The sequence below is a fragment of the Chryseobacterium sp. CS2K3 genome, from assembly GCF_059515185.1.
In genome coordinates, this window is sequence record NZ_JCAKRW010000007.1 from 74,883 (window position 1) to 100,963 (window position 26,081).

General features: G+C 34.1%; 16 protein-coding genes. 2 read left to right on the forward strand and 14 right to left on the reverse strand.

Going from position 1 to position 26,081, the window contains the following annotated elements:
• Positions 1-4 precede the first annotated feature (4 nt).
• Complete coding sequence (locus tag AC5YGG_RS13480; RefSeq protein WP_496144990.1) at positions 5-6,106, forward strand: alpha-2-macroglobulin family protein; 6,102 nt, start codon at positions 5-7, stop codon at positions 6,104-6,106.
• A 76-nt stretch (positions 6,107-6,182) separates the two neighbouring features.
• Here AC5YGG_RS13480 and AC5YGG_RS13485 read toward each other — a convergent pair whose 3' ends face one another.
• From AC5YGG_RS13485 to AC5YGG_RS13515, 7 genes are all read right to left on the reverse strand, one after another.
• A complete protein-coding gene (locus tag AC5YGG_RS13485; RefSeq protein WP_496144991.1) occupies positions 6,183-7,421 on the reverse strand; it encodes a hypothetical protein in 1,239 nt (412 codons plus the stop codon).
• Positions 7,421-8,347: a hypothetical protein gene (locus AC5YGG_RS13490; RefSeq protein ID WP_496144992.1), complete on the reverse strand. Its 927-nt coding sequence runs from the start codon at positions 8,345-8,347 to the stop codon at positions 7,421-7,423. Before AC5YGG_RS13490 ends, AC5YGG_RS13485 begins: the two co-directional genes overlap by 1 nt.
• A 3-nt stretch (positions 8,348-8,350) precedes the next feature.
• On the reverse strand, positions 8,351-9,379 hold the full coding sequence (locus AC5YGG_RS13495; RefSeq protein ID WP_496144993.1) for a hypothetical protein: 1,029 nt from the start codon (positions 9,377-9,379) through the stop codon (positions 8,351-8,353).
• Between the two features lie 921 nt (positions 9,380-10,300).
• Entirely contained in the window at positions 10,301-11,434 is a 1,134-nt protein-coding gene (locus AC5YGG_RS13500; RefSeq protein WP_496144994.1) for a 1-acyl-sn-glycerol-3-phosphate acyltransferase, read from the reverse strand.
• Between the two features lie 398 nt (positions 11,435-11,832).
• Complete coding sequence (locus tag AC5YGG_RS13505) at positions 11,833-13,005, reverse strand: McrC family protein (RefSeq protein WP_496144995.1); 1,173 nt, start codon at positions 13,003-13,005, stop codon at positions 11,833-11,835.
• Between the two features lie 75 nt (positions 13,006-13,080).
• Positions 13,081-15,570, reverse strand: coding sequence for an McrB family protein (locus AC5YGG_RS13510; RefSeq protein WP_496144996.1), 2,490 nt, complete (start codon positions 15,568-15,570; stop codon positions 13,081-13,083).
• A 389-nt stretch (positions 15,571-15,959) separates the two neighbouring features.
• Positions 15,960-16,466, reverse strand: coding sequence for a hypothetical protein (locus AC5YGG_RS13515; RefSeq protein WP_496144997.1), 507 nt, complete (start codon positions 16,464-16,466; stop codon positions 15,960-15,962).
• Positions 16,467-16,676: 210 nt separating this feature from the next.
• Between AC5YGG_RS13515 and AC5YGG_RS13520 the strand changes: the two genes are divergently transcribed.
• Entirely contained in the window at positions 16,677-17,090 is a 414-nt protein-coding gene (locus AC5YGG_RS13520; protein ID WP_496145143.1) for an XRE family transcriptional regulator, read from the forward strand.
• A 66-nt stretch (positions 17,091-17,156) separates the two neighbouring features.
• Here AC5YGG_RS13520 and AC5YGG_RS13525 read toward each other — a convergent pair whose 3' ends face one another.
• The 7 genes from AC5YGG_RS13525 to AC5YGG_RS13555 form a co-directional block, all read right to left on the reverse strand.
• Positions 17,157-19,016, reverse strand: coding sequence for a DNA/RNA helicase domain-containing protein (locus AC5YGG_RS13525; protein ID WP_496144998.1), 1,860 nt, complete (start codon positions 19,014-19,016; stop codon positions 17,157-17,159).
• Positions 19,017-19,076: 60 nt separating this feature from the next.
• Positions 19,077-19,406 (reverse strand): nucleotide pyrophosphohydrolase, encoded by a 330-nt coding sequence (locus tag AC5YGG_RS13530; protein WP_496144999.1) that lies wholly within the window; start codon positions 19,404-19,406, stop codon positions 19,077-19,079.
• Positions 19,407-19,477: 71 nt separating this feature from the next.
• Positions 19,478-21,403, reverse strand: coding sequence for an HsdM family class I SAM-dependent methyltransferase (locus AC5YGG_RS13535; protein ID WP_496145000.1), 1,926 nt, complete (start codon positions 21,401-21,403; stop codon positions 19,478-19,480).
• A 21-nt stretch (positions 21,404-21,424) separates the two neighbouring features.
• A complete protein-coding gene (locus tag AC5YGG_RS13540; RefSeq protein ID WP_496145001.1) occupies positions 21,425-22,861 on the reverse strand; it encodes a DUF8370 family protein in 1,437 nt (478 codons plus the stop codon).
• Positions 22,862-23,025: 164 nt separating this feature from the next.
• Positions 23,026-23,565, reverse strand: a complete 540-nt coding sequence (locus AC5YGG_RS13545; RefSeq protein ID WP_496145002.1) for a hypothetical protein — start codon at positions 23,563-23,565, stop codon at positions 23,026-23,028.
• Complete coding sequence (locus AC5YGG_RS13550) at positions 23,562-24,812, reverse strand: condensation domain-containing protein (protein WP_496145003.1); 1,251 nt, start codon at positions 24,810-24,812, stop codon at positions 23,562-23,564. The genes AC5YGG_RS13545 and AC5YGG_RS13550 overlap by 4 nt, the downstream gene beginning before the upstream one ends.
• A complete protein-coding gene (locus AC5YGG_RS13555) occupies positions 24,809-26,080 on the reverse strand; it encodes a condensation domain-containing protein (RefSeq protein WP_496145004.1) in 1,272 nt (423 codons plus the stop codon). The genes AC5YGG_RS13550 and AC5YGG_RS13555 overlap by 4 nt, the downstream gene beginning before the upstream one ends.
• Position 26,081: the final 1 nt, after the last annotated feature.

The window sequence follows — 26,081 nt, forward strand, 5'->3', positions numbered from 1 at the left end:
TTTCATGAAATTTTCATTCAAAATATATTGTATTATATCATTGCTGTCGTTTACTTATGTGTTTTCGCAAATTCCTGTGCATAAGCGGAGCAATAAATCTCAACCTAAAGTTTCAATACAGAAAAAGCAACCTTCAGATTTCAAAATGTCTTTACGGGATTCTATTCAGAAAGAAATTCTAACGATGGTAGGCGAAGAGAATGTAGACAATGAAGAAGATGTAGAAGCGGAAAACCATGAGATCATGATTTTCCGAAAAAAAATAAATGAATCCAAAGGGTTGCGGAAAGCTGTTTTTCAATATTATCTTGCCAATATTTACATTTCTTCGCTTACATTCTATGGAAGAACAGCAAATAAGAATGATATCACACCTCTTGATCAGCTTCCGGAAGATTACAAGCAATGGGCAGTCAATGATTTTTATAGAGAAGCAGACAGACTTTACACCAGTGCGCTTAGCGATAAATCTGTTTTACAGGCTGAAAAAACTGAACTGTGGAATGAGATTATTGACCGCTTAGAATTTGCAAAGTATAAACCTACATTATATGATCTCATTGCGACGAATTACCTTAAATTTTTAAATGAATTACCATTTGATTATGACCAATCTGCAAAGAAAAAAATAGCTGCGATCAAAGAGGATTTAAATCAGTTTCATGCCAATGACAAGGATAAAACAGCGTTACTTTACCTGAAAAGTACTGAAATAGAAGGTAATTCTAAAAAACAGGCAAAAGAACTTCAGAACTTGGCTGCCAATTTCCCTGAAGAACCTTTTTCAGCATATCTGTTGTATCAGGCAGCGAGCCTTTTACAGCATGAAAATGATGAAAACAATTTTCTTAATGCCTTTAAGGTCTGTCAGAAAGCAATAGATAATTTTCCGTCTTCAGACTGGAGTAACCATTGTAAAAAATTGATCAATGAGCTCGAAGGTTCTTCAATGAGCATTAAGCTTCCTGCCAGAAATCTTCCCGGAGAATATATACCCTTAGAAACGACTTACAAAAATACAGACAGGGTAAAAATAGAACTGATAAAAAAATCAGGAATTATAGATTTTGATAAAGAACCATTGTGGAGAGGGTTTCATGAGGAAGAAAAACTGTTTTCTTTTATTAATAATGAATTGGACGAACATAGCTTCCGTACTGAAATTTTCCCTCTAAAAAAGTTTGGTGATTACAGATTTCATAAGACGATTCTGGCTCTTCCGCCATTGGAAGAGGGCTTGTATGAGATGAATTCTGTTTCTGAAGACTCTGAAAGTTCAACGATGTTTGCGGTTTCAGACTTATTCTATGTCAAAAGATTTGAAGACGATACAAAAGTCACTTTTCAGGCGATGAATACTAAAACCGGAAAAGCTATTGACAATTCAGAATATATAATGTATCAGAATGTCTATGATTATGAACATGATTATAAGAACAGAAAAAAAGACAATCAACTGATCAGAACAGGAAACGGAACTACAGATAAGCATGGAATATTCTCTTTGCCAAAATCAAAAAACAGGGAATATGACAATAGCATTATTTATTTTCCTCACCTGAAAAAGTATTTTGTCATTGATTATAATTACAATGAAATAAGAAATGTAAAAAAAGAGGAAGAGCCAATTACAGAACCGATCAACAGAGACTTTATCATCTTTACCGACCGAGCTATTTACCGTCCCGGACAGAAAATGTTTTATAAAGGGATTCTGAAGCAGGAATACTTCGAGAAAACAGGGATTCTCCCTAAACAAAAGATAGTGGTGACTTTGAAAGATTCCAATTATCAGGATATTTTAAAAGCTGAGACTGTCACCAATGAATTCGGAAGCATTACCGGAAACTTCATTATTCCTTCACAAGGGTTTACCGGAAATTATTATATAAGTATGGAAGCTGATTTTGAAGAAGATAAAGAAGAAAATAACAGCGTACTTGGAAGCAAATATATTAAAGTAGAAGAATACAAAAGACCAAAATTCCGGGTGGTGGTTAATCCGGTGAAAGAAGCTTACAAGCTGGAGGAAAAGGTAAAAGTAAGTGGGAAAGCAGAAGCTTTTTCAGGAGCCGATATCCCGGGAGCAACCGTGAAATATGACGTTAAGAGAAAGAGAATCCGTCTTTGGAGAAATTATTATCAAAGGTATTACCCACAATATAGCGAGAGAGAAACCGATATTGCTCATGGTGAAACTACTACAGACAGCAACGGGAATTTCAATATTACCTTTCAGGCAGAAGCAGATGAAAAGACTAAGAATGATACAAGAAATTACCAGTATTTCGTTTCATTTTATGTAACCGATGTCAATGGAGAATCGCAGAGCGGTAAGATCAAAATCAATATCGGAGAGGTCAAGGCGAAGATCAATCTGGATGCATCCGATCAAATGTTCCAAAATGAATGGGAGTCCCTGGAAATATCAATGAGTAATCTCAATGGACAGAAAATAAACGGGAAAGGAAACCTTACCATCACCAGAATACCGGAAGAAAAAAAGATCATTTTACCTAAGTTTACCGAAAAAGAAGAAAAGAGAGCCTATTATGCCGGAAATACAGAAGATAAGGCTTTATCGTATTCATCTTATGACAAAGAACTTTTTGATGCTTATTTTCCGCATGTAAGCTATATACAAACTGATAATTCTAAGGTTCAGAAGGGAGAACTGTTCTTTTCAAAATCATTCAATACTGAAGAAACCGGAACTATTCTACTCAAGAAAAATCCTGAACCCGGAAAATATCTTGTGGAAGCAGAATCTATTGTAGATCATGATACCATTAAAGCCTTTAAAATCATTGAAGTCATTGATAATATAACATTCCGAAACGGGAAACCTTCATTTTTCGGAATCCGTACAGATAAAGAACTGTATAAGGTAGGAGAAAAGGCAAAAGTTACTTTCTATTCAGATTTCAAAGAAGGTTTTGTCAATTATAGGTTTATCCGGAACGGAAAGAAAGAAGACTATCAGCAGATTGCTATGAGTAGAGGATCTGCGGATATTACATTTACAGTGACTGATACCGATCTGAAAAAACAGCTCTTTCTGGATTATGATTTTGTGCATGATAATGATTACACAAAAGGGAATATAAAATTCAAGATCAAAGAAAATATCAATCGTGAGCTGGAAATTACCACTCAGGTTTTCCGCGATAAAATTCAGCCGGGAGTTCCGGAGAAATGGATTCTGACCATTAAAGGAAAAGATAAGGAAAAGATCAATGCAGAAGTATTGGCTTCAATGTATGATGCTTCATTGGATGTGTTTGCCAAAAATGATTACCGCTTTACACGCTACACCCCTTATTCAGGTGATAACTATGATGATTATGATCCTTACCGTATGGAAGCTGATGATTTCTTTGCTGGATTGACTTCTTTTAACTCAATTGATGATGATAAGATATACAACAGATATCCTATTCGGTCAGATAAGTTTCCTACCCCGGAATCACCTTATTTTCAATATATGGCGGCTAGAATTGTAAGGACGGCGTACTTGACAACATCTTCAGCGCTTAATGCATCAGTTCAGGAAGTTGTAGTTGTAGGATATCAAAGAAAAAAATCTGAAAATACTGAAATCTTATATGTGATTGACGGGAAACCCATGAAAAAGAATATTCCCGAAGAGGAAATTGCTGAGATTAAAAAGCTGGAGAGCGCTGAAGCTGTTGCTTTATATGGCAGTGAAGCCGCGGGCGGAGCATATATTGTGACCTCTAAAAAGGCTGTGAGAGAAGAATTGCTCAAAAAAGTAAAAGTAAGAACCAATCTGGATGAAACAGCATTTTTCTTTCCTGATCTTTATACCGATGCAGAAGGAAATGTGAAACTGGAATTCAATACCCCTGAAGCCCTCACAGAATGGAAATTAATCCTCTTCGCACATACCAAAGACCTGAAAACAGGGTCAGCAGAATTCTTAACAAAGACCCAGAAAGAACTTATGGTGACTCCCAATCCGCCAAGGTTCCTGAGACAAGGAGATCATATAGAACTTTCAGCAAAAATTGATAACCTGTCAGACAAAGAACTGAAAGGAGACATGATGCTGTATCTTTTTGATCCTAAAACATCCCAACCATTAGATTCCGTATTTTTGAATACCAATGCCCTGAAAAAGATCAGCGTGACTGCCAAAGGATCAACACAGGCAAGCTGGGAAATTAAGGTTCCTTACGCAATAGATCATGTCGGTTATAAAATTCTTGCCAGAACCAAAGACTTTTCAGACGGAGAAGAAAATGTACTGCCTGTACTTTCCGACAGAATGCTGGTGACCCAAACCATTCCCATTTCCATCAAAGAAGGACAGCATAAAACCTATATAATGGAAGGACTGGCAAATAATACCTCATCTTCAGCCGCAAATTTTAACCTGAGTGTAGAGCTTACTTCCAATCCGCTATGGTTTGCTGTGATGTCTATTCCGTATTTAAGATCATTCCCTCACGAATGTTCTGAGCAGCTTTTCAGCAGGTTATACGGAAATATGCTTTCAACATACATCATGAATTCATCCCCGAAGATCAAGAAGATATTTGATGAATGGAATGCCAAAGAAACGCCATCCAATCCTTTGGAAGCCAATGAAAACCTTAAAGCCGTTCTTATAGGAGAAACTCCCTGGTTAAGCACTATTAAAGACCAGAACGAGCAGATGCAGCAGCTTTCACTGTTCTTTAATCTGAACAAAATGCAGCGCGATCTTAAAAAAGCACAGCGGGATCTGGTAGACCGTCAAAATCCTGATGGCAGCTTTTCATGGTTTCCGGGCGGAAGTAAAGATAAAACCATTTCCGGACATATTCTTGCAGGTTTCGGAAAGCTTGATAAAATGCTGAAAGGACAATCCGGTGAGTATTTCACCAATGAAATCAAACGTGTTATTGAAAATACAGTTGATTATCTGGATAAAGAATACAAAGAGCAATTGGCTAAACATCAAAAGGTAAATTTGGAACCAGATCTTAATGACTATTCTTCCTATTTTTACTATAGAAGCTTCTGGACGAAAAAAGAAATTCCGACAGAGCTGAAAAAGTTACTTCCTGCTTTAGTCAATACCTATGCAAAAGATTTTAAAGAATACAGTCTTTATCATCAGGTGATGATTACAACGCTGTTACAACGTTACGGCTATTATGATTTAGCTAAAAAATGTATTGCAGATCTGAAAAAAACTTCAAGAAAATCTGAAGAAAATGGAATGTATTGGGAGAATAACGATTCCGGTTGGTATTGGTATCAGGCACCTATAGAAACTCAGGCAATGCTAATTGAAGCCTTTTCAGAGATTACACCGGAAGACACAGCCAGTGTAGAAGAAATGAAAGTCTGGCTTTTAAAAAATAAGCAGACAGAAGGCTGGGGAACTACTAAATCTACTACTGAAGCTGTCTACGCACTGCTGAACTACGGGAAATCATGGCTGGATGCAGAAAAAGGAATAACCATGAAATTAGGAAACGAGACTATTTTCCCTGTTCAGGACGGATCAAAAAATTCAGAAGCAGGATTCTTTAAGAAATCTTACTACTGGAAAGACATCACTCCTGAGAAAGGGAAATTAGAAATTGAAAAAAACAGCCCCGGAGTAGCATGGGGCGGAATGTACCGACTGTATTATGAAAATATGGACAAAGTGATAGCAAATAACTCTTCCAATGTTTCCATTGAAAAGAAACTCTTCCTGAAAATGTTTGACGGAAAAGAAAGTAAACTTAAAGAAGTGACTTCGGAAACACCAATTAAATTAGGAGACTTAGTGGTTGTCAGAATCGTGATCCACACCGATAAAAATATGCAGTATATTCACCTCAAAGATATGCGGGCAAGTGGTTTTGAGCCAGTAAACGTTCTTTCTACCTACAAATGGCAGAACGGAGTAGGATACTATGAAAGCACCAAAGATGCAGCTACTCATTTCTTTTTTAACGACTTACCAAAAGGAACCTATATTTTCGAATACGAAGTGAAAGCCAATAATGCAGGCGAATTTTCAAACGGAATCACTTCCTTCCAGAACATGTATGCCCCGGCAATGGGCGCTCATTCACAAGGGATGAGAGTGAAAATAATAAAGTAACCTTTCATACGAGATCAATGATAAAAACCCACCTCAATTAAAGCTGAGCTGGGTTTTATTTTTTATAACAATAAAATTAAGATAGGGTAAATACCTTTACATATTCTTTCGGCATCCACATAAAGCATACTACTAACGTTGCAATTAACAGCAATGATAAAATTAACGTAGCCACCTTAAAACCATCCAATCTGAACTCTTTCTGAGGTTGATTTCTGCCTGAACTGTAAAATTCTGCAATGTCTTTCCCATAAGGTGAGTGGTTTCGGGGACTTTCCTGAACTCTTACACCCGTTGATAAAGAAGGAAGTGTTTCTATATCCTTATTTTGATTAATGATATTCACGAATGACCGCTTGTTTTCCTGATGTCGTTTTTTTGCAGATTCTATCTTTCCATCAGTTGTAAGGAAGCGTATTACTTCATCTATTTTCTTTGAATATTCTTCATATTCTTTGCTAATGATCTCTATTCCGTTTTTAGATTCCTTTATCTTGGTTTCATTGTCCTGATGTCTTTTTTCATTTTTTGAAACATGACTGTTAAGGAGTTCCAGAAGTTGTCTTTTCTCATCCTTCAAGCTTTCTTTTTCCCTTTCAAGATCAGCGATAGAATTTTGAATCGCCCGAAGTCTCTCCTCATGCAGATTCTCAATTTCTTTAGTAAAACCATTGGAATCAACGATTTTAAAAATTCCTTTCTGCCTTACAAACTCACCAATTTCGTGACTTTGGGTAAAATAGATGGTATCATAGATATTCAAAAGCTCGAAAGCCTGATTAAAAAGAATCTGCAATTGTGCTGCATTCGTTTCACAATAAACAACAAGATAATGATTGCTGGTCTGAGTAAAATTAAGATCCTCCATCTCACGGATATTAAAACCGATCTTATCAAAATCCATAGGCTTATGAATCGAAAACTGATCAGAATGATTGATCATAATCGTTCCGTCCTGCACATTGCTTTTCTCAAGATTACTGTGAAAATCGTTCAGGGTATTGATGATAAGGCTTTCTGAAGTTATCTTATCAACAAAAAGAAGGCTTGAGCCAATAAATGTTCCCCCTCTGTCCGAATTCTGTTCCTTCGCAAATGTATAAACGGAGTAGGAGATAAGGTTACATCCGCCGGCATAATCCTTCCGTATTGAATAGACGCTGGTTTGAGGAAACAGCTTAATAGCATCAGTTTTTAAATCAAATGTTCTGATCTCTTTTGCTATCGCTTTATTTCCACCCAGAAAAAAAGATTGCCTGAAGCCATTCGGATTCCCAAATGTACCAAATGCTGAGAAAAAATAAGTATTGCTCATTAATTTGTAAAGCTAAATTTTAAACGTTCCCAAAATGTTCCTTCATAATCAAGATCATAACCCACAATGCTTCTGTACAGCCATTTTGAAAGTACCTCAGCAGTAGAAAGATTCAACAGGCTGATTCTTTCACTTCCGGTTGCATTCTGTACACTTCCTACCGTGTAATAGGTTTTACTGAGCCCATAAGTATCAATACGCTGTGAAGTCATGGGTAAATGATCAGAAATAAAACTGTCCAGCGCTTCAGCACTTTCTACATCCATCCTTCCGGATTTGTCCCATTTGGAAATCACTAAAATCGCGTTCACAGACTTTAAGTTTTTACCCTTTCTCTCCAATTCATCCAGAAATTCATTGATTAAAGAGTCGTCTTTATAAGCAGACTCATAGCTCGTCACAATAATAAAAGTAAGAGGAATATTTGCATTAAGGAAAGTTTCTATGCTGCTGTGATAGTTTCCTCCTCGTCTGATATCATTATGATTTTCTCCGGAAGTTTCCAGAAAAGTAAGGTCAATAGGTCCCACTCTTTTTGATCTGTTATTCGGTTCAAAAACAAGATCAAGGCGGGTTACCTGATCTCTCGTCGTTCTGTTCGGAAGAACGCCCTGTCTTATATTTTCAAAGAAATCAGAAAGAAGAACATTCGCTTCCTTAGAGTTTGGAGTTCCAAGCTTGGGTCTTAAAACTCCGGCATATGACCTTAAATAATAAAGCATTGACGATAAAATTACAGACTTCCCAGATTCGGCAGTTCCAAAGAAGAAAACAAAATTACTTTCCTTGTTCTTGATGTCGTTGGAAATCGTTTTTGCAATCGGAACAAAATCTTCTTTAGTGTCATTTTGAAAATCAAACGATAAAGGTTTTAAAGTTTCCTCTGTTTCAAAATTCAAAGGTTTTAAATGATCATGAGTTTCCATAGCTTAGTTATTAGGGATGATGGTTTTACCGCTTCTTTTATTATTAAATACACTTCTGTTGTTATTTCCGTTGTAGTTCCCTGAATCCGTTACCAGTAAAATGATAATAACAATCACAAAATCAAGTAAAATACAACCAGCCAGCACTACAAATTGATACATTCCGAAGTTTTTAATCGCATGCTCAAAAGCAAACCCAATTTTGCCAACCTGCTGTGTTTTCGAAACAATAGGCTCAAAGTGTATCTTGTCATTTCCCAAAACCGTCTGGGCACGGCTTCCCAGTTTATTATAATCCGACAGGGACTCATCAATCAGCCCCTGAGACAATCCGTCTTTTTCCTTTTTCGATAAAAGAAGAAGATCCTGAATCGTTTTATTCCACTTGAAAGCCGCAGTATTGATATCCGATTTCAATGCTCTTTCCTCAGGAGATAAATCCGAGACGATATTATCAATCTGTTTTCCCATTCTTTCCGCAAGATCTTCGTAATCTTCACCTACAGGAGTCAGAAAATCAACCTTTTGCCCTGTTAATCTCTCTATATCCTTGATCAATAACTGTGCTCGACTTCCGATTCCTTTATTTCCAGGATCCTTGATCTGCTCCATCATCTGTTTCTTCTTGATCTCAATATTTTGAGTAGTCGCTTTATTATATTTATAACTTAATTTTGATTCTACATCATTCTCAAGGGTTGTGAAATTTTTATTGATATCCCGAAGCTCATCAGTATAAATATCTGTTTTCATAAACCTCGTGTACAAGGCATTAAAATTGGCGATAAAACAAAAAGAAGCAATGAAAATGTAGATCCCGACAAGGCTTCCTGTGGGTTTTCCTTCCAATTTTGCATTCCTAAGCATCCAGCAAAGAAACAGGAGCAGCAATGATAAAACTAAGGCTATGACAAATGATGCCGGACCAAAAATCTGTTGCAGTCCCAGCCAGGTCTGATAAAAACTTACGCTGATCAGTAATAAAGCAAGAATTCCCAAAAAGAGATCTGCAGGAGTCGTTTTTTTATTCATAATGTATTGTTGTTTTGTTGAATAAGCTTATAAAAACATACTGTTTTATAATGTTCGAAACTACAAACAACGAGCAGAAGAAAATTACGGGAACCCGTAAGAAGTAAGGTTCTTTTTACTGGGCTTGAATGATAATATTATGAATTAAATTTCACGGAGATGTTCCAGATTCCGCGGATGAGCTTCCGATGTATTAAAGCGAGAATTATATGGAATTGATTTTTTCTAAACAAATGAATATTAAAAGCTACTAATTCACGGTTTTTTTCTTTTCGTGCATTAGTGTCCAAAAAATATCTTCAGCTATTTCTAAGTTTTGTATTAAAACCTGTGCATATCTGTGGTTTTAAATTTTTTTTAAAACGCAAAGTTTTAAAGAGAATAATGGATATTTTAAGGAAGCTAAGAAGCGCGACTTTGTCGCTGACGAAGCTTTATGGCTATACATACGCTTAATAAGAATCAATTTCATTGATTCCGCACTTTGCTCTCTAGAAATGTTACGAAATAAAGATAAACCTTTGCGTTTATGTAACCCTCGATATTTTAGCTACTAATGCACGAATTTTTTCTTTTTATTCGTGCATTAGTGGCTAAACAAAGAGATAAATGCAGTTAAGGATATTTTTTTTGACGCAAAGGTTTTATAATCCAGGTGTAATATTTTAGAAAGCTAAGAAGTGCGACTTTGTCGCTGACGAAGCTTTATGGCTATACATACGCTTAATAAGAATCAATTTCATTGATTCCGCACTTTGCTCCCTAGAAATGTTATGAAATAAAGATAAACCTTTGCGTTTATGTAACCCTCTGTATTTTAGCTACTAATGCGCTAACTTTTTCTTTTTATTCGTGCATTAGTGGCTAAAAAATATCTTTAAGTCTTTCGAGGTTTTATATTAAAATCTGTGGCTAAAGAAATTACTTTTCTTCTGCTTTTAATTTATTTACCAAAGGATTTGCATACATCGCCAGGAAATACTCCTTAGAAACAGGATCAGACGGATCAATACGCATTTCCTGTCTTCGGATAAACAATTGTTTTTCCTGTTCTGTATATTGGGAAGCGTAGGTGTCTGTATTGTTGAGCAGATCGTAGGCTATATATTTTGTAGGCCAAAGTTTGTAATTCTTAATGATGGAATCATCAATCAACTGTACAATAGCCTGCAGCTGCTTGTTTTTATTCTCAATCGTAGCGGCAATATGATCCAATTCTGTATCAATAACATCACCCGCATGGATATGAATTCTTTTCTTTTGTCCTAAAATTCCGCTTAGTATAGTGTTAAAGTCTTCATTTTTACCTTTGATATATTCCTCATCCCTGTGTTGTGCCAGCAATTGAGGCATTTTTAGGGAATCTGTAGGATCATATTCATAGGAGATAGAAATAGGAACAATTTTTAATGTTTTAAAATAATCTATCAGAGACTGATCTCCCGCTGCCATCGCAAGCATTTTTAAAACCCCTTGCTGAGTGGCATCATTACCGTCTTTAGCACGTCCTTCACGCTGGGCAATCCATACAGAGCGGTTTTCTTCGTGCAGGAGCATATCAATATACTCAGAGAGGGTTTGTGAACTTGTAAGCTGCTCACGAATTGATAATCCTCTTTGAACTAAGAAATTGCGGTTCAGTTTAGCCAGTACATTCAAAAAGTTTCTTTTCACAAGGTTGTCACCAATGGCTGAAGCGGTCATCACATAGCCTCCTTCCAGCAGAACCAGATTAAGAAGTGAGGTATCCAGTACAATATCCCTGTGATTCGAAATGTAAAGGTAAGAGGCATTTTTATCAAGCTTATCGAAACCTGAAGTTGTTAAACCTTCAGAACTTTTAGCAAGAATCTGACGAACAGCATACGCAACAAACTGATGCTGAAAATCACTTATGGAATGGACTTCTTTAAACTGTTCCAGCCAAACCTGCTCATCCACACCGGGAAAAGTAAAGTTCATCAGTGCTTTCATCATCGGATCACGGGCTATGCTTTGTAATCTTTCATTCACTTCATGATCATGAAAATACCGTATTTCATCAAACTTCGACATGGGCTTATTTAAAAATTAAAACTTTTTGCAAAAGAACGAAAATTTATCTGGGGATGGGGTATAAAGGTTGTTAAAGTATTATGAATGGCGTAGAAGTTGGGGAAATTATCTAGTGAACTGGGTAGATTCTACTATATTTTTTTAACCATTAAGAGGTTTTAAGTTATTAAGAAAAGTTAAGATGAAAATCAGAGATTTTCTTTAGATTACCCTTAAAGCGAGGCTCTTCTTAATACTTTTATCTCATTAATTTTTTCTTAATGGTTCAAAATTAAAATACTCAATAGATGAATTGGGATTCCTACGGAATTACAAACAGAGCGCTTTATCTATTCATACACTTTGTCATTCCGTAGGAATCTCAGTTATGCTATCCGGGTTATTTACGAATTAAATTTTTATTCCATAGTCTCCAAGAAATTCTCTTTTAGAAAAGAGATGATATTTGTTTTCCATTGTTGTATATCTTTATGAGTAGAAATGAATGCCACTCCACATGTCAGTTTAGATTCATCATCATGTATAAGAGTATAATTCCCATTAATGAGTTTGCTTTCTTCTCCAGGATAAACTAAAGCTGTTCTTGAAGCTTTGAAGTATTTGTGATAAGCATACATCTGCCGAAGGTCTTCCGGTGATGGTTTAGCTTTATTATTTAGGTTTTTCCATTTAGTATCCAGAACAACTATACTATTATTGGCTTCTATAACAATATCGGGTTTCATTCTGCTAGATGTATTTTCTGACCTCCAAAATTCCTTTATTTGTTGGGATTTTATTCTAACAGCTTTGTGTTTTATGTTCTTTTTTAAAACAATATATACAAATTGTTCCCAAAGGAGGTTCATATCAAACATAAGTGCCAGTACATTATTCTTTCCCCTGGAAACATCAGGATGATAATTGAGTAAAAGCAGCTTTGCTATTTGCAGAGCATTTTCATAATGTAGATTTTTCCTATCGAAATTGATGGATTCAAAAGTCGACTCAGTCACTTTTATATCAGGCACTTCCGGGAAGTTTAATAATAAAGTTCCTATTCTGCTGCCCAGATCAGGCTGATTATAGTGTAGCTCAATTAATTTTAATGCTTTGTATAAAATATGATGGATCTTGTGATCTATATCATAATTAGAATATTTCACATAGAACCTTTCTTTATGAACCAGATTCTGTGAAATATGTTTTGAAAACTGTAAAGCCCCTTTCAAAGCATACAGGTTTCCTTCTTTCTTGTTATATCTTTTGATAAGCCCTCTATGAAGTAACTGTTCCAGTTCTTTTATATATAATTCAAAGTAAAGATCTAAGACTGTAGTATTTTTAAGCTTTAGGTCAGCACTACTGGATACCTTAACATCAAACCCCCAAACAGTTCTAATCATATCAATTAATAACTGTCTCCATACTCCTTTTTCATTGCTGCGATCCGCTTTTGGAAGTACTTCAATTGTTGTATGGCCTACTTTCAGAATACCAACATGCTGATTAAATTGCACGCCATTTTTTATCAGGCTGAAAAACGGAGTACCATCTCCATGATAATTTTCCAAAGCTATATCAAGCTTCATTTTTTTATGTTCTTCTTTGAAATGAAATGTTTCATGTTCAAAAACAACAATAGACTTCCTGGGTTTCATATGAAATTAATTCATTAATAACTTAATGGCTCTTTCGAAAGTCATTGTAACATTACCTTCCTCAAGTGAAAGCACATAATTAAGGTTTGGGTTTCTGTAATCTATTATTTCGTAAGATTCTCTTTCAGAATAACTATTTTCATAATCAAAGTCTGCAAATATGAAATCCTCAGACTTTTTATTTACAAATCCACGCCCTAATACCAACCCTATTTTGCCATAATCTCCAAAGAAATATTCCTGTAATAATGGAATTATATTTTTATAAAAAGAATCAATAATAGTTTCATTATCTTTTCCAATAAAGTAAGCGTGGCCAATGGCGTGGTCTTTATCTATGAGCTTTTCTATTCTTTGGTTGATAATGATTAATAGTTTTTCAAAATCTATTCTACCATATTCGCCTAAATCTGTGAAATATCCGGTCTTTTTTCCTTTGCCATCAGCTTTCATCTTTCCCCAAATTTCTTCCTTTACTTTCTTGTCTTTTAATTTTTCAGGAATTTTCAAAAGCTTAAATAATTTATCTTCTTGGGGCTTATATTCTATTTGATTCCAGTCATAATCTTTATATTCCCAAAGCAGGTTTTCTATCATATAGGATGGATTAAGTAAATAAGGTTTTGGTGGCATCTCTTCAAAAGAAAATCTTCTTCTTAAAGCTGTATCCAGTGCTTCTACACTTCTGTCGGCAGTATTCATGGTACCGATAATGTATAAGTTGGAAGGAACTCCAAATTTATTTTTGCTGTAAGGAAGTGTGATTTCTAAAGCTTCTTTATTGCCTAAGCGTTTATCTTCTTCAATAAGGGTAATAAGTTCTCCAAAAATTTGAGAGATATTTCCACGGTTAATTTCATCAATGATAAGAACATAAGGAAGGGTTGATGGTGCTTCTTTTTTTATGTCAAATTCTGCTTTTTCTTTAATTTTATTATTGATATAGTTTAAAACCGCCCAATACGCTGTGGAATTAGAACCTCCAATTACTTCTCTGAATTCTTTATTTATATTTTTGATAACAGAAAGATCTGGAAAAGCCTGTTGTAATTTTTTTGTTCTGGAGTAGGAGACTGTATAGATTTTAGAGTCTTCAGAATAAATAGGCTTTAAGTTTAAATTTCCCTGATCTGAAATATCCACTATTTTTAACCCTAATTTCGGTGTTTGTATTGTTAATGTAAGCAGTGTTTTTGTTTCCATGTGGATAGTGGCATCCTGCACAAGATCACTCCATGCATCATCAAACGTGTATTCTTTTATTTTACTCAGATCATTCAATACTGGCTTTTTTGCTGCATCCGCAATTCTTTTGAAAATGCCGTCTTCCACTTCATAAATTACTTTTTTTATTCCTTCTTTTCCCTCTTCAATCTTAGGTTTTATTCCTTCAATAAAATCCTCATAGGTCATACTCTGATGGAAAGTAGTAAAGACAATTTGTCCTTTAAGAACCAGTTCTTCATATTTTTTCTTAATTGCAGTTCTTGGATAAGATGACATAAAATCCGGATCAATAATCTGAACCGCTTTATTGATCGTATTATAGGTTTTACCTGTTCCGGGCGGACCATAGAGAATTTGGTTAATAGGTTGTTTTGCCATAGGGAGAGAAATAAAATTTTTTATAATATAATGTAGGAATTCTTCAAAATAATCTAATCCTTCATAATCAGAATTGTGGATTTCTTTTAGGATAATTTCAATAACATTGCGATCATAAGCATGCTTCCCCTCCTTGGAGATAAGGCCTTTGCTTTCAAGTTGGTGGAGAAAACCTAAAATCATTCCACTGTATATTCCCGGAGACTGATTATAGTTTTCTGTAAACCATTCATTAAACTCATCCAGTATTTTCCAGCTTTTTACACTATCTGAAACTTTATTTCCATGACTGGAATATTTATCAAATCTTTCATACATTTTAGCAATCATCCTTTCCTGTTCTTCTGGCAGAAAACTATTGGCTTTAAATGTAGGATAGATTTCCTTCATGTTTACTATTTCTTCATTCACAATTGGGATCACTTTTTCCAACATTATATTGAGATCATGAATAGACGCTTCAAAGGTGTCATAATGATCAGAGAGAGAGATCATAAAATACTCCATTTTAAGTTTTTCTGTACCTTCACTAAATACCAATGGAGTCAGATTTTTTAATCTGGGCTTTATATTTTTAATAAGTTTCAAGGCATATCTATTTTGCCTATCATCGGGACTTTTTGTCTGGTAAAACTGTATGTATAAAGATAATTTGTTATTTTTTTTCAGTGCAAAAACAAGATTAATTAAGTCTGTTGAAGAACCTGGATACGAAACAGGAATATTCCAGAAAGTTGTGGAAAAATACCTGGATTTTTCAGTCCCGATAAAATAGTTGAGTTCTGCTCCTTGATTTGCTCTTTGTCTTACAGAAAAAGTAAATTGAGGATTTATATCATGCAGGTGTTTTAGCCAGTTATAGGCTTTTACCTGAAGTTCATGGTAATTCATTTTTTAATTGATTCTCCTTTTTAGTTTCAAACGCAATAATAAGAAAAATATCTAGTTTTTCTTTACGGGAAAGCATAAAAGGCGATTAAAGCAATCATTAAAAAGGGCTTAGCCACTTCCAAAGTATCTCGAGGTATTTCAATACCCATCTATAGGCACTTTGGAAGAACCTTTAGTCCCTTGGGGAAGTGGCGATACCCCCTTACCTAAGGGGGTATCTCGGGTTGCATAAACGGCTATCGGGGCTTGTGAAAGGGCTGTAGACCGTTGTTTAAGGGTCTGGAGCTACTTGTATAATTCCTTAGAGGGACTTTAAAGGCAGAGTGAAGGGGGAGGGCATGAAAAAAGCACGTGAAAACGTGCTTTGTAATGTAACTGTTATTCCAATATTATCCTTGCGGATTATCATTATTAGAGGGCGGTGGTGGAGGAGATTGAGGCTGCTGTGGTGTTATAAAAAATTGCTTCATATCTTCATAGACAACATTGGTACCCGGAACATTCTCTTCAGATAAAAATCTAAGGTTTCTGTAAAAACTGATCGCATTGTGGTAGTTGTCATGATCTAATAATACTTTGGTATCAGACAACTGCTCTGTGATGGAATCTAATAATTGTAACCGTTGTTCTACCTGCTCTCTGGCGATATAATCCCTGTCGAATTCTGCTTTGTCCAGAAAGCCCGGAACATGTTGGGCATACTGTTCCATATAGCTTTTGGCTTTGTTTACGAAAAGCTTGTTCTGTTCTGCAATTCTCCCGTACTGTTGTCTCTGGTCCGGAGTAAGGTTAATGGTTTTTCCTACAAGGACAGTCTGGATGTCCTGAATAGCCTTATCAATAGTTTCTAAGTCGCTTTTCGAAAAGCTTACACTGATTAAATTGTCTAGTGCCATAATATCATGTTTTTTGATTTGTTCCTTCCAAATATAATAAGGAAGAGGTTTGAAAAAGCGGTGATATCATAACTTTTCAGAGGTCATTCATGAGATAGTGAAAAAGGGATAATGGGGTTTGTATTTTGGAGATTTTTGATGTAAAAAAGACTTCATAAAAAGAAAAATAAAGAAGATCGATCAAAAGCTAATAGTAAAGCAAGTAGTATCATCGAACACAAAATACATCAAGAAGGCAATGTAAAACGATTTAGTGAAATGCTGGGCATCAAGCAGGAAGCACTGGATTTTGACCTTGGGGACGACTGGAACCAGAAAAAAGTTTCTCTGCTGGAACAGAAAAAAATTATTGAAGATCCTTTACTGAAAAGAATTTCTGAAGTATTGAAAATTCCGGTGGAAGCATTTCAGAATTTTGATGAGGAACAGGCGGTGAATATTATTGCTAATACATTTACAGCCAGTGATAATGCTACAGGCTTTATGTATAATCATCATCCTACATTTAATCCAATAGATAAAATTGTAGAATTATATGATGAAAAGGTTGCTCTTTATGAAAGGATGCTGAAGGAGAAGGATGAGATGATGGGGAGATTGGAGAGGTTGATTGAGAAGATATAATTTTAATAAATAAAAAAGGTTCAGCATCTGCTGAACCTTTTTATTCTTATTGTAAAAATAAGATCATTATTCTTGTTTAAGAGCATTCTTAAAATATTCATTTGTTTCTTTATCTGTACAATAAATATAACACCCTTTCATCCCTCTTGTCATTAAAGTCCTATATGTATTTTTAATAATATTTTCAAGTAATTCTTTCGTAGATTTAGGATTCTCTTTTAGCATTTTTTTATATCCTCTTACCGTTGAATCATTTGAGTCTCGTTTAGAGGGATCAATAAGTATTTTACCATTTCTTACAATCAAATCTTCACCTATTACAACACCTATATAATCTACTTCTAGTCCTTGACAAGTGTGAATACATCCTATTTCATTTACAGATTCTGGTTGTATCATCCATCTCATACCATCATCTTCCAAATTCCACTTCATGGAAAAGTTATCAGATAAAACGATATCTGTTTTTAAGGGATCTTTTTTACTAACCCATTTCCAACAATAACCAGCTACAATCCTTGCTTTATTATTGATAAGATTTTTTTCGAAGATCAATTCTCTTAAGTCATCTGGGTTATCAAAAACTTTAAAATCAAATTCTTCTGTGTCAATTTCCGTATTTGCTGTTTCGCGTATTTGTAGAATATAATCTAACCAAGCTAAATATCCATCAGATCCGTTACATCTAAACTGAGAAGTTAGTTCTAATTCAGTTACTGTTGCTCCAAAATGTTTAGCCCATTTTTTAATTTCATCTTTTTCACCAATATCATGAATCGCTACTTTTTGATTTTCGTCAATGAAAAATACTGTGAAGGCAGCGCTATTGATAATTTCTTTAATTTGATTATCTCCTAGGTTTTTAAACATTCCTGACTTTTCGTTCAGTCTGTGTGCTTCATCAACGATTAGCACATCAAATGCATTTGATGCACTATTAACAAATGAACCAGAACCAGTAAAGAAATTAGAAATTTCAGTTTGTTTGAATGTACCGGTTAATTTGGTTTTGTAAACTTCTCTTGGTGCAGCATTTTTCGTTACATATTGTGACAAAAGCCCTATTTTGGTTAGATTTACTAATAGATTGATTGCAACAACAGATTTACCAGTGCCTGGGCCTCCTTCTATAATCAATACATTTTTATTTGTTGCGCTACTTTTACGAGCCAATTGTAATGCTGTTTCATAAACTACTTTTTGCTCATCTATCATTAAAAACTCTTCATTTCCTTTTAACATGGAAGCGAGGTTATCAGAAAGGCTTTTTGAAGGACGTATTCTTCCTTCATCAATAGTTAACATTACTCTATTTTTATCTCCGTACTTTACAAAAGACTTAATAAAGTCACGAAGTTTATAAGTATCCTCTTTAAGAAATAATGGAGCTTTATCAATATAATTTTTATAAAAATTATTATTGATTATTCCATCATTTGCATAATTATGTAAATAAGCACATGGAATTAATTGTATTTCAGAAGTATATATCGCTTCATTAAATCCGTTCAATAACGCTGCATAAGTCCATGCCTGATAAGATGGGTGGCTTAATTCGCGTTGTCGCCCACCAACAAATGTTGAGATAATACCATCTTTTGTAGTCTGTTTTGACGTTGACCATTGTTTTAATTCTATCAAAATAGCATGATCAATATTATCATGGTTTTGGCCTGTAATAATAAAATCAATTCTTTTAGAGGTTTGAGGAATTTGATATTCTACAACAATACCAATATCATCTGGTATGTCAGAATCCATAAGTACATTATTCATGTACAACATTGAATTTTTCCAGGAATTAATTTCTCCTTCAGTTGTTCCTTGTCCTATTTTCTTTTTAAAAAAATCAAGAATAATATGCTCAATATTATTACTTATTACATCATCAAAAAAATTCTTTTTTGTATTTTGGTATACAATCATAGTACGTTCACTCTATCATTAATGGCCCCGAAATATAATTTTATATCTAAAGTTATAAAACTATAGCTCATTATATTTTTTACTTGTTCCCTTTGCTTTTTCAACAGGATATTTTTTTTCATTTCTTGACATCTTATCTTCTATGATATTAGTAACATCTAAATCAAATTTATCAGCAATATTTAAAGCAAAAGTAAATATGTCCGCTAGCTCCTCTTTTATCTTTTCTACATCTACATCTTCTCCTCTTTTCCAAAGAAAAAGTTCCAAAAGTTCCGATGTTTCAATATTTAAAGCAATAGCTAGATCTTTAGGGTTATGAAATTGTTCCCAGTCCCGATCGTGATTGAATTTTCGTATTTTTTCTATTAAGGATTTTATTTCTGACATGAATTGTTTTTTTAGTGAATTTTGTAAACAAACTATTGTCTGTTATAGTTATCAATGATCGTAATGTAACTTTAGTCCGTAATTTTAATCAATTGTTTTTCAATATCTCTTACAATTTGATTTAGTTCTAGAGTTTTGTTTTGTGCTACATTAAAGATTCCTTCAAATTTAATATTTTCTTTTAATTCGAAACTATTATCATTAATAGTATTGTTATCTAATATTGTTTTGATTTTTTGTATGCTTAAATTAGTTTCAAATGTTAAATCTTTCAATTGGTTAATTGCCATTTTTCCAAGCTTTTGTTTCTGACTGTGTATGAATTTCTTTTGATCATCTTCTGATAAAATAGGAATCATAATATTCTCTAAATAAGTTTTAATATATCGTGTGCCTTTCTTAATCTCATTTGATTGTTCTTTCAGGAAGTATAGTAAAAACTCTATACTGATGCTTTCATTCTTGGGAATAATTGCTAAGACGTCGCGACCTATAAAAATACTAGCAGATTTATCAGGACTATAGATAATGGGATTTATATAATTTCCTCTGTTAGCTATAAGGATGCATTCCTCAGTTATTAATTTATTTTCTTTATTGGTTGTTGAACCTAAATTTTTTATATCAAGAATAATATCAATTGGATTTTTTGATAAATTTTCAAAGTTTACAATTGGAAATTTATCATCAAGAGTAGGTGAAAATTCTAAAGGTATTGTTCCAGAAATTATTTTAGCAATCTTGCTTAGAAATTTTGCTTTAGTCTTGTTTGAAAACTCCTTATTACTAAAATTGTTATTATATTCTGCTAAAAGATTTAAATTTTGATCTAGATCCTGGATACCTATAATTTTAATTTTTTCATTATCATTATCACAGAAATAGTCATCAACTATATTTTTAATATCATAAAAACTGTTATGTTCAAAATTTGGTGTTGAAATTATAAATTTAATTTTATTTTTTAAGCAATCATTTTTATTTTTATTAATAACTAGGATTGAATATTTTTTTTTCACATAAGAATTAAAAATCTCTTGGGGTAAACTGATAATAGTTTCAATTTCATCATTTTGAATGAGGTACTCACGTATTTTTTTTGCATTTCCTTTTTTATTCAGAAAAGTATCAGGAACAAGTAAAAATGCTTTTCCATAACTATTTAGACGTATATAACATTGTAAAAAATATAGTGATGAAAGCTCTTTGGGTTGTTGGTTAAAAAGTTTTAATTCCCATCCATCAAAAGAAATATGTTTTCTCCCAGGAATATCTTTGTGGGGTAGCTGCCCTATAACAATATCAAACGTTTCTTTATTACTTTTCCAAAAATCATTTTCCTTTTCAATTATTTTTTTTGGGGCACCGTACATTAAAAGGTTCATATTAGGAATAATATTATTAATTTGTGAACCGTGAATTTGAAGATGATTTAAGGAGATTAACTTACTTAATAAACCTCCAATTCCAGCAATTGGATTATAAATTATTCCACCTTTGTGTGGTTCTAATATTTTATAAAGTAATTCTTTAATGTCCTCCGGAATAAAAAAAGTGTATGCATTATCATCTTTTAAGTTTTTCCATAGAACATATTCATAGAATTGTCCAAATTCTTCGTCATTGAAATCTAGTGTGTTAATTTGAAAAAATATATTTTTAATTTTAATTTGATCATTCTCAGGTATATTCATTAACATTCCTGATACTGATGAAAATAAAGGATCATTTAAACACCAAGCATAATCATAAGTATCATACTCAAAATTATTTTCGATCGATTGATTATATTTTTCATTGAAGTCTTTGAAGAAATCCAAGTTTAGCTTTTCAATTTTTTTTTGATCAAAAAATCGTTTACAAAAAAAAAGGACACACAATATTTTTTGATTTTCAGAAGAATCAAAGTAATTGTCTAATATATTTTTAAGTATTTTATACTGATTATCTATTTCTTTGAATTTTATACTTTCGTATATTTCTTGGTTAAGTTTCACAATAAATAACTATTATAGGATTTAATTTTTTAATTTAGAAGCACTAGATTTTTCAAGAGTTGCATCTACAATTATTGGAATTATTTCTTTTTTTATTTCTTTAGAGATTTGTTTACTTACTTTTTGTAATTCCTTTATTTTCTCAATTTCTTGATCAGAATAACATATAACTAAAAAATAGCCTTTAGTTACACCCTCTACTTCCATATATTTTGGTAATTGTAATCTCACTCCATCCCAAAATCTGCTATTTTTTGCTAATTTTACTTCTATTAATGCCTTATTTTTATGTCCTTGCGAAAACTTAAAATCAACAGGCCCTCTTCCAAGATTACTTTCTCTAGTTAAATCAATATTATTTGCTTTACATAAACTTTTAGTTAATGCAACAAATATTAACTGGGCAGCCTCTTCTTTTTTTGTTGTCTTATTATCATTCCAAAGCAATTTGTAGCCATTATTATTTTCTATATAATTTGTAAAGTATTTGATAATATCATCTATAACTTTATCAAAAGTAGCTTGGTTATTAGGTTCATTAAAACTAATAGGATTCTCCTCTCCATAATTAAAGGATGCTCTAGAAGGTTGATATATTCCAAGTATATCTTTTTCAATGTCGTAAGAACTAAAATCCCTTGAAGTCATAAATTTATTATACAAGGATATCCAATCGGTACGTTTTTTTGCAATATTTATGATGCTTTTTTTATCAATTTCACTTTTTATAGCAAAGCTAAATTCGTCTCTAACATCACTATTTTTATTGTCCCAAACGTAATCTAAAAATGATTCCTTAGACATATAACTATCAATATTCAATATTTTTTTGGGGCATAATAATATCCCTTTATTATTATATGGATTAACTGGTAGCTCTACAATTTCTTTTTCCCACACTAATGTTTTTATATTGAATTTAGTGTTTCGTACTGGAAATTTTTTAGTAGTTATTTTATCTGGATACCTTTTTATTATTGTTTTTGTATAGTTTATGAGATCTGATTTGATAATATTTGCTGTAATATCACTAATTCTATCTCTCCCAATTCCCATACTAAATAGTCCAATATTTTCAAATCTATCAATGTTTTTTAATCCTGCTTCAATAGAATTGTATATACCGTTGAGGATATCTTGACTAAATCCTCTTCCCGATCCAGCTCCTTTCGTAGAAGTAGAGTATCCTAAACAAAGTTCTTCCACTTCTGGAAATAAGAGCATACTATTTAACTTTCTAAAAAATAAATCGGAATTTTTTCTTTCACTTTTTGCCGCTATTTCAAAAGTATTTTTAAAGAATTCCATAATTTCTTCATATGACTTTAAAAATGGTTTTAAACCAATATTTGATAAAAGTAATGGATCAATGAAAAGTAATGTATCTGTCTGTAAAATTGGGTCAAACCAATCATCTTTTAATGTCGGTTTAATATCATAGTATTCTGAAAATGTCATGCTTATTGTTTTTTATAAAGGTATTTAATGTTTTTTTATAAAACAATAAGTAGTATGTTTTAAAACATGATATTTTTTACGTTTTATGGTGAGTTTTGGTTGTATTTACTTTATAGGTTTTTTTTATATGTTAGATTATACATGTCTTTTTTTGCTATAATTACTTATATGATCATATTTTCAATTCTCCTACACATCCACCTCCTCAACCTCCACACCGGCAAATAAACAAATACCACAGACAAAATCCCAGCCAATATCCCCACCACCACAGCCATTGCCGTAGCATCCAGCTTATAATCCTTAGAAAAATTATACTGTCCTAAGAAAAGCATAGCTAATACCAAAGAACAGGTAATCACGCCATGCAGAATACTCAGCTTGGTCATTAACTTTTTAATATTCAAAGCTTCATCTACGGTAAACTCAATGGCGCCTTGTCCGGCGGCATCGGTTACTCTTTTGAGGATGTCTATGGTGAGGACAACGGGGAGAAATAGGGCCATGGGTAGGGTAAGGCGGGCCAGATTTTGTTCGCCGGAGAAAAAATGGGTGTAGCCTAATTCTTTGAAGCTGGCATAGGCAATGATGAAATTGAAAAATACATTCGGAAGGACATAGTAAATCGTACGCTTGATGAGAAAGCGTTTAAGGGTAGTTTTTTTGAGCTTTTTAGGCGGCTTGGGCTTAAATTTCAATTTCATGAGGTGGTCATTAGCGCTATGGCTTTCTCTTTTATTTTGGCAGCTTCCGCTTTAGGAAGGAAGTCTTCGTTGGACAAAAATATAAAATCCATCTGATGATTGTACGTACTCGTCACCAAAGTATTTGAGTTCAGCCATGGGAAGGCTACCGTAGGACTGAAAATGGTTTCAATGCTGAAGTTTTTGTAATCGTTCGGGATATTGATCCTGCCCATATTGGATAAGGTTACATCATGGCCACCATTGCTGGATTTGAGCATGGAGATCATACGGTCCACAATCGGGTGCATCTGTTCACCCATCCACAGCAGTTCGCGGGCTTCCATTTTTCCTATTTTCTGAACAAGGTCTTCTTTAATGTGCTTGGCATTGTTCAACAGATCAGAGCTTCCTTTTTTAATCGCAAGATCAACCGTTGGGGCAAAGGCAAATAAATGATCTTCTTTGATCTCCGGAATAAAATGACGCACATCTACCGGACTGATCACTTTTCCTTTGGCTTCTTTTCCTTTTACTTCCTGGAAAGCCTGCATAAACGCAGAACACAATAAAGCATGTACAGAAACGCCATTGGCTTTACATCTTTGAGTGATTTGAGAAGTGGTTGCCGGATCCAGTTTTTGGTGAAGAACATAGTCTTTCCCAAGGTTTCTCTTCTTACTTTTTTGCTGTAACATAAAGAAGAACCTGGCAAAGGTCAGATAAAGTTTGGCTTTGAATTTCTTACTTTTTGCGTTAAAGTTGGAAGGTAAAAATTCATCTACTGATTGGAAAGCTTCGTAATGTTCTAATTCTAAAGCAGGGTTATCCAAAAGCTGAAGAAGTTCCTTCATTAAAGTCACTCCGGTTGTTCCGTCTGAGATGCAGTGGGGCATTACCCAAAAGATTTCAGAAAAATCCTGTCCTCTGATCCAAACTAAACGGGCGAGAGGGCTTTTTTCTTCCTCAAATAAGATTTTCCATTCTTTTTGAGATTCTGTAAGCCAGTCTTCATCTGTTTTTCTTTCTACAATGCGGAGTGGGATAGGAGCGATGTCTTTTTCTTCTTTAAAAAAAGGATATCTTTCACTTTTAGTATCTACAACCACTCTCAGCATCGGATGCTTTTGCTGGATTTTTTCCAGAGCAGTTTTAAAATTCTGCTCCGGAAGTTCTCCTTTTATTTTAGCGGTAAATATACAGTTTATGGGTGTTTCGGGATCTACATACATGATCCTTTCTACCATCATTAGTTTTCTTTTGATCATGATACAGCGATATATTCCAGTTGGGTTTTAATAATCTTCATGACTTCATCACGGATGGCCAGGGCATCGGTATACGGTAAATACCCTTCACTTCCTACAAATGAAAAATCCATTTTTCCACGATACGTAGAAACTACCAGTGTAGTTGTGTTTCCCAACGGACCAATGACGGACGGACTGAAAATAGTATCTACACTAAATTCTTTATACTCATGAGGAATCTGAATGCGTCCCAGATTGGAAAACATACAGTCGTTAGACGATTTTCCGTTCTTTAAAAGTTTGGTGAAATTATTCAGCGCATCATGTCCGGATTCCATCACCATCATGGTAATATAAGGGTCAAGCTTAGAGGTTTTACGTTCTACAGAAGCCTGCATCGCATGTAAATTTTCTATAAAGCTCAGCTTTTCATTGGCGGAAACTACGATCATCAGCCCAAAAGCAAAAATATGATCGTTCTTCACCTGGGTAGCAAAACGTCTGATGTCTACAGGACAGGACACTTTATTGAAAGCTCCGGTTCCTTTTATTTTCTTGAATGCCTGAAGCAAAGCAGCACTTAAAAACGTGTTCACGGTAGCACCATTGGCTTTGCAATAGGAAATCAGTTGCTGGCTTACGGTTTCATCTACTTTCCAATTGATTAAATAATCATTTTGACGGTCAATAGATTTTTTACCGGTAGGGATGACCTTAATGGCTGTAGCCGCTAATCTTCCAATGAATTTGGCTTTTAATTTTTTCTTCCGGCTGTTTAAAATATTCGCCGGAACGACATCCTGAATGCCTAAAATAGGACTTTCTATCCCAATATCAGCTTTTGGATCATCCAATACTTTTAAAAACTCATAAAGGAAAGCCATTGCAGAACCACCATCGCATAAACAATGGTGGAACGCAAACAGCATGTCAGAAACGTCTTCCCCCTTGATCCAGACAAACCGGATAAGAGGTAATTTTTTAGGATCGAATAAAGTATTCCATTCCCTTTTGGATTCTTCCTGCCACTGATCTTCTCCTTTTCTGGCAATAATTCGCAACGGAATGGAGATCGGGTTTTCAGGAACATCAAACCAGGGGATATTTTGATCATCGTGAGCAATAAGCGCTCTTAACCACGGATGTTTTTGCTGGATCTGAGCCAAAGCCTGCTGGATATCCTTCAATACAAAGGTACCTCTGAGCCTGAAAGGGATCACCGCATTGAAGGGTTCTGTTCCGTCTCCCAGTAACATTCGTTCGCCAAATAACAATCTTCTTTTCATA

Coding starts and splice junctions, on each gene's coding strand:
- AC5YGG_RS13530 (WP_496144999.1), bottom strand. CDS start 19,406: ATGTCAGAAATAAAATCCTTAATAGAAAAAATACGAAAATTCAATCAC.
- AC5YGG_RS13540 (WP_496145001.1), bottom strand. CDS start 22,861: ATGACATTTTCAGAATACTATGATATTAAACCGACATTAAAAGATGAT.
- AC5YGG_RS13525 (WP_496144998.1), bottom strand. CDS start 19,016: ATGATTGTATACCAAAATACAAAAAAGAATTTTTTTGATGATGTAATA.
- AC5YGG_RS13490 (WP_496144992.1), bottom strand. CDS start 8,347: ATGGAAACTCATGATCATTTAAAACCTTTGAATTTTGAAACAGAGGAA.
- AC5YGG_RS13550 (WP_496145003.1), bottom strand. CDS start 24,812: ATGATCAAAAGAAAACTAATGATGGTAGAAAGGATCATGTATGTAGAT.
- AC5YGG_RS13480 (WP_496144990.1), top strand. CDS start 5: ATGAAATTTTCATTCAAAATATATTGTATTATATCATTGCTGTCGTTT.
- AC5YGG_RS13555 (WP_496145004.1), bottom strand. CDS start 26,080: ATGAAAAGAAGATTGTTATTTGGCGAACGAATGTTACTGGGAGACGGA.
- AC5YGG_RS13515 (WP_496144997.1), bottom strand. CDS start 16,466: ATGGCACTAGACAATTTAATCAGTGTAAGCTTTTCGAAAAGCGACTTA.
- AC5YGG_RS13510 (WP_496144996.1), bottom strand. CDS start 15,570: ATGAATTACCATGAACTTCAGGTAAAAGCCTATAACTGGCTAAAACAC.
- AC5YGG_RS13500 (WP_496144994.1), bottom strand. CDS start 11,434: ATGTCGAAGTTTGATGAAATACGGTATTTTCATGATCATGAAGTGAAT.
- AC5YGG_RS13505 (WP_496144995.1), bottom strand. CDS start 13,005: ATGAAGCTTGATATAGCTTTGGAAAATTATCATGGAGATGGTACTCCG.
- AC5YGG_RS13545 (WP_496145002.1), bottom strand. CDS start 23,565: ATGAAATTGAAATTTAAGCCCAAGCCGCCTAAAAAGCTCAAAAAAACT.
- AC5YGG_RS13495 (WP_496144993.1), bottom strand. CDS start 9,379: ATGAATAAAAAAACGACTCCTGCAGATCTCTTTTTGGGAATTCTTGCT.
- AC5YGG_RS13485 (WP_496144991.1), bottom strand. CDS start 7,421: ATGAGCAATACTTATTTTTTCTCAGCATTTGGTACATTTGGGAATCCG.